Raw genomic sequence first — 11,668 nt, 5'->3', positions numbered from 1 at the left:
GGCAGTCGGGGACGCAACTCGCCCGAACTCATTGCCTGACTGCCTTATCCATCCTATTGCCGTAACCGGGCCTGCATCATCTCGCGCGGTGCGGTGTCGGGCTGCACGGAGAACTCCAGGAGCACCGGCAGGTGGTCCGACCCGACATCGTCGAGCCGCCGGGTGTCGAGTGGCACAAGCCTGCCCTTCACGAGGATGTTGTCGATCGGCAGGCCGACCGTGCGCCTTAATGCGTTCGGCAATGGTCGTGCGAGCCACGAAGGGCCGATGGCTTCTAGCCGGGCGAGCCCTCCCGCCGCCGCTATCCGTCGCGCGGTAATGCTCCAGGGAACGGCGTTCAAATCGCCGGCCAGAATGGCGGTCTCGCTGAGTTGCTGAAGCGCCGCCGAAACACGCGGGATCTGCCAGGGTTGTTCGAAGGGCCACGGCCAGCCGAGGTGAAGTGCGGCGACATCGACCGCGGTGCCGCCGAAATTCACCGTTGCAATCGCCAGCGCCCCGCGGTCCAAACATTGCGCCCGCGAGGGGTGCAGGAACGGCCTGCGCGACAGGATGGCAACCCCGCCGACCGGCGTGGGAGGCGGACAGATGATCTGGTGCGGATAGGCGTGCCGCAGAAGCGCGATCTCCTCACGCCACATGGCGGAAACCTCCTCCAGCGTGATCACGTCCGGCTCCACGCGGCCGATGAGCGAAAGCACCTGTTTCGGCGTTCTGTTGTCATAACGAAGGTTGAGCTGCAAAAGCCGGTAGCGCGCCCCATTGGCTGGCTCGACGCGCGCCCAGGCTTGCACGTCGCGGATCGGCAGGGCGAGCGTCGTGGCAATGGCGGTCAGGCCGAGAACCATCGCGGTGAGGCCGATCCGCCGCCAACCCTGGAAAAGAAGGAGCGGCAGGCCCGCGAGCACGACCACGGCGGCCAGATGGATGCGGAAATGCACCAGCGCATCGAAGGCAGGGTGCAGCGCCCCCCAATAGCCCATCACAAGCGGCAATGTCGGCAGCGTGGCGCAGAGCGCCAGCAAGGGGGCGGTCAGCCCGCGACCGGAGCGGCGCGCCGAGGCCTCAGGCGCCACGGTGAGAGACCTTTGCCACTGTGCCTACGGACAAGGCTGCCACACCTACTGGAAAGCCGTTTCCGAAAAGCTGCGCAGCTTGCGCGAATGCAGCCTCTCCGGCGGCATGGCGGCGAGCTTTTCGACGGCCCGGATGCCGATCTTCAGATGTTGCGCGACCTGCCGCTTGTAGAAGTCCGTGGCCATGCCCGGCAGCTTCAACTCGCCATGGAGCGGCTTGTCGGAGACGCACAGGAGCGTGCCGTAGGGGACCCGGAAACGGAAGCCGTTGGCGGCGATCGTCGCCGATTCCATGTCGAGCGCGATGGCGCGCGACTGTGACAGGCGCTGCACCGGTCCGCGCTGGTCGCGAAGCTCCCAATTGCGGTTGTCGATGGTGGCCACGGTGCCGGTGCGCATGATGCGCTTCAATTCATAGCCGGAAAGGCCGGTAATCTCGGCCACAGCCTCCTGCAGCGCCACCTGCACCTCGGCAAGCGCGGGCAGCGGCACCCATACCGGCAGGTCGTCGTCCAGCACGTGGTCCTCGCGCACATAGGCGTGCGCCAGCACATAATCCCCCAAGGCCTGGGTGTGGCGCAGGCCGGCGCAATGGCCGAGCATCAGCCAGGCATGCGGGCGCAGCACCGCGATGTGGTCGGTGATCGTCTTGGCGTTCGACGGACCCACCCCGATATTGACCATGGTGATCCCGCAATGGTCGCTTCTTTTCAGGTGATAGGCCGGCATTTGCGGCATGCGCTGCATGGCATCGCGTGGTGCTTCCTCGCCCGCCAGGGTGACGATGTTGCCCGGTTCGACGAAGGATTCGTAGCCTTCTCCGCCGGCCGCCATCGCCGCGCGTGCATAGGCACAGAATTCGTCGATGTAGAACTGGTAGTTGGTGAACAGGACGAAATTCTGGAAATGCTCGGCCGCCGTCGCCGTGTAGTGTGACAGGCGGTGCAGGGAGAAGTCCATGCGCGGGGCCGTGAAGGGCGCAAGCGGCATCGGCTCGCCGGGCCCCGGATCATAGGTGCCGTTGACGATATCGTCGTCCATGGCGCCGAGATCCGGCACGTCGAAAAGGTCCCGGAGCGGCCGCTTCAGCCGGTCGGGCAGCGAGGCTTCGACGTAGGTATCCTTGAGGAAGGCGAAGTGGAGGGGGATCGGGGTCTCCGATTCGGCGACCGTCACCGGCACACCGTGATTGCGGATGATGAGCTCGAGTTGGTCCATCAGATAGGTGTCGAAAAGATCCGGACGCGTCACGGTCGCCGTGTAGACTCCGGGAGTCGGCACATGTCCGTAGGCCAGCCGCGTGTCGATCTGGGCGAAGGAGGACGTCGAGACGCTGATCTCGGGATAGAAGGCACGGTATCGGCGGTCGCACCGGCCGGTCGCGGCGATGTCGTCGAACGCTGCGCGCAGGAAGGCGGTGTTGCGGTCGTAGATCGCCCTGAGCGCGTCAACGGCGCTGCGCGCGTCGTGAAAGCTCTCCCGTGCGATCGGCTCGGGGCTTTCTATGGTCTCAATGGGCTTTGGATAGATTCGCTTGTCCATAACCCATTATAGGAAGTCTATGCGCCCGTTTCGAGGCACAATCATCGGGCGCGCTTCAGGCTGATCACCAGCACGAGCCCGGCGCCGTTCGAGGCTTTGTAGCTGCCTGCGATGATGTCCTCCTCGCCGCCGTGCACGCTGCCCATGGCGATGACCGGCAACATCAGCAACGAAAGGAAAACCAGGGCTCTTGGTGCCGCGCGCGAGACCTGTGAAAGCGTGTCAGTCATGATTTCCGCCCCTGTAGGCGGGGCCGGGCGCTTCTTGCGAAGGGCACCGGATCCCCTGTTCCACATTGCAGGGAAACGCCTCCATCCCGGGCGCGCCGTGCCGGCCGGCCTGTGCCGCGAAGATGGCGGCCGCCATGCCCATGAGGGATGTTCCCAGGCAGATGGCGGTGAAGCAGCGCGTCAGCATGAAGGCGTTTCCTCGATTACGCTGGCCATATTGCCCGAGGCGCACTGAACCGGTGCTGAGACGCGCGTTCATGACCGGTTCAATTTGATTACCGGGCACGAGTGCTCATATGAGGTGGGTTGGAAGCAGAAGTGTGCGCCGGCGAAGGCCGGGGCCGTTCCTCGCGATCTGCACGCGTCGAGAAAAACGGAGACAGCGAATGACAGCCCAAAACCGCCCCATAGAGCTCCACTATTGGCCGACTCCCAACGGCTGGAAGGTCAGCATCTTGCTGGAGGAGCTCGGGGTGCCGTACGAGGTGCACTACGTCAATATCGGCCGCGGCGAGCAGTTCCGGCCGGAGTTTCTCAAAATTTCACCCAACAACCGCATGCCCGCCATCATCGATCCCGAGGGACCGAGCGGAGAACCGATCTCGATCTTTGAATCCGGCGCCATCCTGCAGTATCTCGGCCGCAAGTTCGGCCGTTTCTATCCCACCGACGAGCGGCAGCGCGTCGAAATCGAACAATGGCTTTTCTGGCAGGTCGGCGGTCTGGGGCCCATGGCCGGCCAGGCACACCATTTCCGCCAGTACGCACCGGAAAAGGTTCCCTACGCCATCGAGCGCTACACGAACGAGTGCAATCGCCTCTACGGCGTCATGAACAAGCGGCTGGCCGACCGTGAGTATCTGGCGGGCGACTATTCCATCGCCGATATCGCTTCCGTCGGCTGGATCAAGCCGCACGAGAACCAGGGACAGGACCTCAACGATTTCCCCCATCTGAAGCGCTGGTTCGAGACGGTGACGGCGCGGCCCGCCGTGGAGCGCGGCCTCGCCGTCGGCCAGGAACATCGCCGCAACATCGCCGAGGACGAGGAGGCCAAAAAGGTCCTCTTCGGACAGCGCGCCCGCGCCTGACGGGAAGCAGGGGCGGGGCGGCCGTTCGCCGGATCGTCCCGCCGGACAGTCAGCACGAGTGCGCGCGTAATCGCGCGCGGCATCGCCACGCTCTTGCTGCCTCCTGCAAATTTCCCCGAAGGGGCTGAACCGCTATAGCCGCGACCAGCGCTCGTTGCGGCAGATGAGGCCGCCCAGCACACAGCCGCCCATGGTGAAGACGTCCCCCTCCAGGCTTCCCTTGCCCTTGTAGGTCTTGCCGTTCTTCGGGTCCGTCACCGTGCCGGAATAGCTGCCGTCGCCTTGCGCCTCGAAGCGCCCGACCGCCTTGCCGGCATGGGGCCCGCTCCTGAGCGTGATGCAGAAGGCCTGGCCGCAGGCGGCGATCTCGGCGGTGTTGCCGGACCGCGTCTTCCACCGTCCTTCGATCGGATCGGCAAGCGCTGGCCCGGCCGATACCGCCAGGAGCGCCGCCAGAAGGAGCGTGTTGCGGAACATGCTTTTCCTCCCCAGCTTACGCACACGTAAGGATAAAGGATTTGGCCGCCTCGGGGAAGTTTCGTGCGGTTGGCTAGCGCCGCAGGTGAAGCATTCACGTCGGTGCGGCTTTTGTCGTGGTTAGCAAAGGGTTGATGCGGGCATTAACTTTTTGCCGGCCGCCCACTTTCAAACACCGGCGTTGCCGGGGTTTCCATCCTTAACGGATTCCGCCTATTTACCGAATGTTTGAACTTTGTTTTCTTCAAATTAATCAAGCTATTTAACGGCGATTTCAAGCCTCGGCTTCATCCTTCGAAACCATCGCAGCACCGCTACAAACAACAAGATGGCGGGCCGCTCTCAGGGTGAAAACGGGGATTTGAAATGGCGCGTTTCGATTTTCATGAGGCAGCTTCCGGCGCGATCGGCGCCGGTACGCAGGCCGACGTTCTTTTCCAACTCGGCATGATGTATGCGACCGGGCGTGACTGCGATGTCGACCTGGTCGCCGCCCACAAATGGTTCAACATCGCCGCGATCAAGGGCTCCGGCCGTGCCGCCGAAATGCGTTCCGAACTCGCGGCAGGCATGTCCAAGGCCGACATCGCCCGTGCCCTGCGCGCAGCGCGCGAATGGATGACGGCCCACTGAGAACACCGGGTAGTGCGGGGGCGCCGGCACGTATCGTCCGCTGGCGACGAAAGGGGGCGGGCGGACAGAGATACGCTGCTGAAGAACGCCGCGACCGGCCGAGCGCCGGCGCGGCGTTATCCTATGCGTACGGCAGCCCTTGGTTCGACAGGCTCACCATGAAGGTTCGTGTCGTACCACAGCTCCAACTGCTTTCGTCCTCATTCTGAGCCTGTCGAAGGGCGAGGGCGAAGGCACGCCCGGCAATCCCGCTGAATTCGTCCCACCTAGTTCTCCGTTCGTCCAGCCCTGGACGGCATGGCCGCTTCGGCAAACCGCACCAGCACCGTCCCGTCGCTCACCTGGGCGCCCTCGGCGGCGATCTCTGCGATGATCCCGTCATGCGGCGCGGTGACCGTGTGCTCCATCTTCATCGCCTCGAGCACCAGGAGCGGCTGTCCCACTTTGACCTTTTCCCCAGCGGTGGCGCGGACCAGCTTGACGAGCCCCGGCATCGGCGCGCGCAGGCTTTCCCCGCCGCTCGCCGCCTCGGCGTCTTCCAACGGGTCTTGCAGTGCGAAGGTATGGCTGTCGGCGCCTCTGAACAGCGTCACGTGTCCCGGCCACGCGGCCGTTTCCCGATCCGCCGCCGGCGACAGTGTCACCGCGTCCTTGGTACCCTCCAGCAACACCGCAAAGCGCCCGTCGCCAAGCCCGGTGATCGCATGCGGCAGTGCCCGCCCGCCATGATGGATGGTGCGCCGGTGCGCGGGTGGATGATAGTGGGCATAGGCCGAGATCGCCTCGAACGGATCCGTGGCCTCGGGCCGATAGGCGGCGCCGGAGGCTGCGAGCGCAGCCTGCGCCACGGTCTTTCCGTCCGGCTCCGCCACCCGGATCAGCGCTTCCCGGTGGCGTTCGATCAACCCGGTGTCGAATTGGCCCGCCGCGAAGTCGGGATCGTCGATCAGCCGCGCCAGGAAGCCCGCGTTCACCGTGCAACCGGCGATCCGTGTCTCGCCGAGCGCGGTGCGCAGCCCGGCAAGCGCGTGTTCGCGGTCGCTCGCGTGAACGATCAGCTTGGCGATCATCGGGTCGTAATGGGGCGAGACGATATCCCCCGCACGCACGCCTGTATCGATGCGCAGATTGGCGCCGTCCAGTCGTTCCGGAAAACGCAAGTGGTGGAGCCGGCCGGTTGCCGGCAGGAAATCGCGCGTCGGATCCTCCGCGTAAAGCCGCGCCTCGATCGCATGGCCCTGGAGCGCGATGGCCTCCTGGGGGAGGGGAAGCGCCTCGCCAGCAGCCACACGCAACTGCCACTCCACCAGGTCCACACCCGTCACCATCTCGGTGACCGGATGCTCCACCTGCAGCCGCGTGTTCATTTCCATGAACCAGAAGCGGTCGGGCTTCAGCCCCTTGGACGCATCGGCGATGAACTCCACCGTGCCGGCACCGCGATAGCCGATCGCCTGCGCCGCCTTTACCGCCGCATCCGTCATCGCCATGCGCATGGCCCGCGTCATTCCGGGGGCGGGGGCCTCCTCCACCACCTTCTGGTGCCGGCGCTGGGCCGAGCAGTCGCGCTCGAACAGGTGCACCACGTTGCCATGGCGGTCGCCGAAGACTTGGCATTCGATGTGGCGCGGCTTCTCGACCAGCTTCTCCACGATCACGCGCGCGTCGCCGAAAACCGCCTTCGCCTCACGCTTGGCTCCGGCGAGAGCCTCGGAGAAGCGGTCGGGGTCGTCGACGCGCCGCATGCCCTTGCCGCCGCCGCCCGCGCGCGCCTTGATGAGCACCGGATAGCCGATCTCGCGCGCCTTCGTGGCCAGCACCACCAGTTCCTGCGCCTCGCCGTGATAACCGGGCACCACCGGCACGCCCGCCTTCTCCATCAGCCGCTTGGCCGCGTCTTTCAAGCCCATCGCGCGAACCGCGCTCGCCGAAGGGCCGATGAAGACGAGCCCGGCCCGTTCCACCGCCTCCACGAAATCGGGGTTTTCCGACAGGAAACCGTAACCGGGATGGACCGCCTCCGCCCCGGTGGCCTGTGCGGCGGCGATGATGCGTGCGCCGTCGAGATAGCTTTCGCTTGCGGGTGAGGGGCCGATGTGAACGGCCTCGTCCGCCATCGCCACGTGCAGTGCCCGCGCGTCCGCGTCCGAATGGACCGCCACCGTCGCAATTCCCAGCCGTTGCGCGGTGCGGATGATGCGAACGGCAATCTCGCCGCGGTTGGCGATCAGGATCTTCTTGAACATGGCCTCTTCTCAAGCAGGTGCCGGTGCGGCCTCGGTGAAGCTCTTATAGCCCGCCTGCCCGAACCGCGAAATGCCTGGAAGCGTGCCGGCCGGCGGGACCAGCACGTCGGATACCTCCATGTTTCCGTAAACATACGTCTTTGAAACTGACGTAAACGCCGCTCCCTTTCTATCCTGAGGCCGATTTCCTGCGCTTCGTTCCGGGAGGCGCCGTCTCGTACCCGTTCTCCGTACATGTGTACGCCCGCTCCGGGCATCCATTGCCACATCAAGTCAACGGGATATTCCATGCCGACAGCACACGTAAGCCACCTTTCCTCCATGGCCGAGACACGCAACGCAGTGGAGCCTTTGCGGTGCGGGGACGCGCGAAGCGGGGGATCGGCTTCGTGGATGCGGGCCGTGCGAAGCACCTTTCGTGCCGCGGCGCTCGCCGCCGCCTTCATGCTTGCCGGCGCGACGACACAGGCGGAGGCGCAGATCCAGCGCAGCTTCCTCAATCTGGGGTTCGAAGAGCCCCAGACCTGCGGCGATTGGGTCTGGCTTGTGAGTGATTCGGTTCCGGGCTGGGAGACGACGCATCCGCCCGGAGGGGGGCACTGCGGCTCAGGGAATGGACCTCTGATCGAATTACAGCAGAGCGGCCGGCACGGCTTCCCCGCGCGCAGCGGAGGTCAATATGCCGAGTTGAACGCGAACGCGAATGCTTCCCGAATCTATCAGTCTGTCTGTCTGTTGCCGGGGGACGACATCCACTGGCGCTTCAGCCATCGCGGCTATTCCGGCACCGACGTCATGGAATTCAAGCTGGGGGACGGGAACAGCAACCAGGTCGTGCGTGTCGGTACGGGGAATTCGGGCACAGGCGGTATCGAGGAGTGCTTCGTCGAGGGCAACATTTCCCAGAACGAGTGTCATGCCAATCCCGGACCCAACGGCTGGTACGACTACGATGGAACGCTTGTCTGGAGCGGCGCGGCCGGTACCCAGCAGATTGGCTTTGAAGCCATATCGACCGCCGACGGGAATGCGGATCTCGGCAATTTTCTGGATGACATCCAGCTCACCATGCACCCGGTCATTGAATTGGAGAGCGACCGGTCGGGGGTGGAGCACGAGCCGGATGCGGCTCTGCCGCAGCTTCTGGTGAGTGGCAACGTCATCGCGCCCCTGCAAGTGGAGGTGTCGGTGGAAGTGGGCGGCGGGACGGCAACGCTGGGCGACGACTTCACGACACCGAGCGGGACGGAGGATTTCACCGTCGTCATCGATCCGGGGGTCTATGCCGGCGACCGCATTCCGCTGGGCATGCAGATCATCGATGACGCTCTCGACGAGGAGTTCGAGACGATCGTCATCCATCTGGTCGAACGGCCGAACGACTATCTTCTCTTCAGCACCCAGACTTGCGGTGACGGCGCGCGCACCACGTCGGTCTACACGATTCTCGACGAGCATCTCGAGTTGCGCAAATCCGCCCGGCTCATCGACACGGACGGCAACGACGAGGCGGACGCGGGCGAGACGATCGAATACACCTTCGAGGTGGAGAACGCCGGCGGGGTGGAACTGACCAACGTCAGCTTCACCGATCCGCTGCTGACGATCCCGAACACCTTCGCCAGCCTGGCATCGGGTGCGGTGGAGACGTTCTCGCTCACCTACACGCTGACGCAGGCTGACATTGATTCGGGCCGGCTGGAGAACCAGGCGACGGCGCATGCGCAGGCTTCCAGCGGTACGCTCACCGATCTTTCGGACGATCCGAACGAGGCGGCGGATGTGGATTCGGAAGGGGACGGGGAGCCGGACGATCCGACGGTGGTGGTCTTTGCGCAGGATATCGCCGCCGACTTCCTCAAGGAAGCCACGCTCAACGGCGACGGCGACGGCTTTGCCGATGTCGGCGAGACGATCGACTACGCCTTCACGATCGAGAACACGGGCAATGTGACGCTGTCGAACCTGACCGTCAGCGACGACAGGGCCACCGTCCAGGGCGGGCCGCTGGCCAGCCTGGCGCCGGGGGCGACCGACAGCACCACCTTCAGCGCCAGCTACACGGTCACCCAGGCCGACATCGACGCCGGGGAGGTGGTCAACCAGGCCACCGCCACCGCCGTCTCGCCGCGCGGCACGCGGGTCGCGGCGCTGTCGGACGACCCGGCCGACCCGACCGACCAGGATCAGGACGGCGACCATTACCCCGACGACCCGACGCGGCTGGTGCTCGACCAGCAGCCGGAGCTGGACCTCGTCAAGACCGTGGAACTCGCGGACACCAACGACAACGGCTACGCCGATGTCGGCGAGACCCTCACCTATGCCTTCACCGTCACCAACACCGGCAATGTGACGCTCACCGGCATCACCATCGACGACGACAAGGCGGACGTTTCGGGCGGGCCGCTGGCGAGCCTGGAAGCGCAGGAGCGCGACGAAACCACCTTCACCGCCACCTACACGATCACGCCCGCCGATATCGACCGCGGGCATTTCGAGAACACCGCCACGGTGCACGGCACCGCCCCCGACGGCACGACGGTGATGGCCGACTCGCACGGCGAGGGCGGCACCGGCCCGACGGTGATCGCGTTCCAGCAGAAGCCTGCCGTGCGGCTGGAGATGACGGGCGCCTTCGACGACGCCGACGACGACGGCCTTGCCGAGGCGGGCGAGACGGTCGCCTACACGGTCACCGTCTACAACGAAGGCAATGTGACGCTCACCAATGTCGATGTCGCCGGCGTGGCCGCGCCCGATCCGGGCGTGCCGGCCAGCATCCTGACGCTCGCCGTCGACGGCAGCCCCCTCGCCAGCCTGCCCGCCGACGAAACGGCGACCCTTTCCGCCACCCACACGCTCACCCAGGCCGACATCGACGCCGGCCTGGCGCTGGCGCAGGTGCGCGCCGGCGGCGGCGCCCCCGACGGCAGCACGGTCGAGGACCTGTCGGACGATCCGGGCGAGGCCGCCGATGTCGACCTGAACGGCGACGACATTCCCGACGACCCGGTGGCGGTGGACCTGCCGCGCAAGGGGGCGCTGTCGACGGTCAAGGGCGGCGTGTTCGAGGACGTCGACGGCAACGGTGCGGCCGATCCCGGCGACCGGCTCCTCTACACCGTCACCGTCACCAACACGGGCAACGTGACGCTCCACGACGTTGCGCCCCACGACGAGGGCCCGCGCTTCGACGGCAAGCCCGGCACCGGCACCCTGTCGGCCTTCACGCCGGGGCCGGTCACCCTGGCGCCGAAGGACACGCAGGACTTCACCGCCGCCTACACGCTCACCCAGGCCGACATCGACCACGCCGTCGGCGTCAGGAACGGCGTCACCAACACGGCCACGGCCACCGGCACCACGCCGGACGGCGAGAAGATCACCTCGCCGCCTTCGGAGCCGGCGCCCGGCACCTCCGGCGGGCTGTCGCTGCCCGGCGCCGCCATCACCAAGGTGGCGGCGCTGACCGAGATACGCCGCGGCGAGCGCGTGCCCTACACCATCACCGTCGCCTCGACCACGGACGATCCCGTGACCGGCAGGGTGATCGACATCATGCCGGCCGGCTTCTCCTATGTGGAGGGTACGGCGCGCCTCGACGGCCGCGCCGTCGAGCCCGCGGTCGAGGGCCGGACGCTCTCCTTTACCGGCCTGACGATCACCGACCAGGAGACGGTCATCACCCTGTCGCTGATGCCGTCGGGCGCTGCCCAGCCGGGCAAGTACGTCAACCGGGCGCGCGTCGTCGGTGCCGACGGCCGGCTCCTCTCGAAGGAGGCGCGGGCCGAGGTCGAGATCGTCCCCGAGCCGGTGTTCGACTGCGGCGACCTCATCGGCAAGGTGTTCGACGATCTGAACCGCAACGGCTACCAGGACGCCGGCGAGCCGGGCCTGCCGGGGGTCAGGGTGACGACGGTCAAGGGCCTGCGCATCACCACCGACAAGCACGGCCGCTTCCACGTCGCCTGCGCCGACCTGCCCGATCAGCGCATCGGCTCCACCTTCATCATGAAGCTCGACCCGCGCACGCTGCCCACCGGCTACCGGCTAACGACGGAGAACCCGCGCACGGTGCGGCTGACCGCCGGCAAGGCCTCGCGCCTCAACTTCGGCGCCGCCATCGGCCGCGTCGTCCGGCTCGACCTTTCCGACGCCGCCTTCCTGCCCGGCACGGTGGAACTCAAGCCCGAATGGCACGGCCAGCTCCTCACCCTCATCGACCTCCTGGAAGCCGAGCCCTCGGTGCTGCGCCTCGCCTACATCGACGCCGCCGCCGACAGCCGCCTCGCCAGGGACCGCACCCGAACCGTCCGCCGCGCCCTCACCGAACTCTGGAAAACAACCCCCGCATGATACCGCCTCGAAAT

General features: G+C 66.1%; 9 protein-coding genes. 3 read left to right on the top strand and 6 right to left on the bottom strand.

The features are described from left to right. Positions 1-53: 53 nt before the first annotated feature. From SIN08_RS13850 to SIN08_RS13835, 4 genes are read right to left on the bottom strand one after another with little or no spacing between them, the layout of a single operon-like run. Complete coding sequence (locus tag SIN08_RS13850; RefSeq protein WP_322452187.1) at positions 54-1,076, bottom strand: endonuclease/exonuclease/phosphatase family protein; 1,023 nt, start codon at positions 1,074-1,076, stop codon at positions 54-56. Positions 1,077-1,121: 45 nt separating this feature from the next. Next, a complete protein-coding gene (locus SIN08_RS13845) occupies positions 1,122-2,618 on the bottom strand; it encodes an AMP nucleosidase (RefSeq protein WP_322452186.1) in 1,497 nt (498 codons plus the stop codon). A gap of 41 nt (positions 2,619-2,659) precedes the next feature. Beyond that, entirely contained in the window at positions 2,660-2,848 is a 189-nt protein-coding gene (locus tag SIN08_RS13840; protein WP_322452185.1) for a hypothetical protein, read from the bottom strand. Continuing rightward, entirely contained in the window at positions 2,841-3,035 is a 195-nt protein-coding gene (locus SIN08_RS13835; protein ID WP_322452184.1) for a hypothetical protein, read from the bottom strand. Before SIN08_RS13835 ends, SIN08_RS13840 begins: the two co-directional genes overlap by 8 nt. Before the next feature lie 199 nt (positions 3,036-3,234). On the opposite strand from SIN08_RS13835, the gene SIN08_RS13830 reads away from it, so the two are divergent. Beyond that, on the top strand, positions 3,235-3,939 hold the full coding sequence (locus SIN08_RS13830) for a glutathione S-transferase family protein (RefSeq protein WP_322452182.1): 705 nt from the start codon (positions 3,235-3,237) through the stop codon (positions 3,937-3,939). A 132-nt stretch (positions 3,940-4,071) separates the two neighbouring features. On the opposite strand, the gene SIN08_RS13825 is transcribed toward SIN08_RS13830, so the two are convergent. Further along, entirely contained in the window at positions 4,072-4,416 is a 345-nt protein-coding gene (locus SIN08_RS13825; RefSeq protein WP_322452181.1) for a DUF2147 domain-containing protein, read from the bottom strand. 366 nt (positions 4,417-4,782) lie between these two features. On the opposite strand from SIN08_RS13825, the gene SIN08_RS13820 reads away from it, so the two are divergent. Then, the gene (locus SIN08_RS13820) at positions 4,783-5,049 is read left to right on the top strand and encodes a sel1 repeat family protein (RefSeq protein ID WP_322452180.1); all 267 of its coding nucleotides are present in this window, start codon (positions 4,783-4,785) and stop codon (positions 5,047-5,049) included. A gap of 266 nt (positions 5,050-5,315) precedes the next feature. Here the strand turns inward: SIN08_RS13820 and SIN08_RS13815 are convergent, their stop codons facing one another. Further along, positions 5,316-7,295, bottom strand: a complete 1,980-nt coding sequence (locus tag SIN08_RS13815; protein WP_322452179.1) for an acetyl/propionyl/methylcrotonyl-CoA carboxylase subunit alpha — start codon at positions 7,293-7,295, stop codon at positions 5,316-5,318. 402 nt (positions 7,296-7,697) lie between these two features. Between SIN08_RS13815 and SIN08_RS13810 the strand changes: the two genes are divergently transcribed. Next, on the top strand, positions 7,698-11,654 hold the full coding sequence (locus tag SIN08_RS13810) for a hypothetical protein (protein WP_322452178.1): 3,957 nt from the start codon (positions 7,698-7,700) through the stop codon (positions 11,652-11,654). Positions 11,655-11,668: the final 14 nt, after the last annotated feature.

It is taken from the genome of Chelativorans sp. M5D2P16 (assembly GCF_034427935.1).
Taxonomy (GTDB): domain Bacteria; phylum Pseudomonadota; class Alphaproteobacteria; order Rhizobiales; family Rhizobiaceae; genus Chelativorans.
The sequence above is the reverse complement of the archived record's forward strand: the minus strand, read 5'-3'. Positions and strand labels throughout refer to the sequence as shown.

Coding starts and splice junctions, on each gene's coding strand:
- SIN08_RS13820 (WP_322452180.1), top strand. CDS start 4,783: ATGGCGCGTTTCGATTTTCATGAGGCAGCTTCCGGCGCGATCGGCGCC.
- SIN08_RS13840 (WP_322452185.1), bottom strand. CDS start 2,848: ATGACTGACACGCTTTCACAGGTCTCGCGCGCGGCACCAAGAGCCCTG.
- SIN08_RS13845 (WP_322452186.1), bottom strand. CDS start 2,618: ATGGACAAGCGAATCTATCCAAAGCCCATTGAGACCATAGAAAGCCCC.
- SIN08_RS13815 (WP_322452179.1), bottom strand. CDS start 7,295: ATGTTCAAGAAGATCCTGATCGCCAACCGCGGCGAGATTGCCGTTCGC.
- SIN08_RS13830 (WP_322452182.1), top strand. CDS start 3,235: ATGACAGCCCAAAACCGCCCCATAGAGCTCCACTATTGGCCGACTCCC.
- SIN08_RS13835 (WP_322452184.1), bottom strand. CDS start 3,035: ATGCTGACGCGCTGCTTCACCGCCATCTGCCTGGGAACATCCCTCATG.
- SIN08_RS13825 (WP_322452181.1), bottom strand. CDS start 4,416: ATGTTCCGCAACACGCTCCTTCTGGCGGCGCTCCTGGCGGTATCGGCC.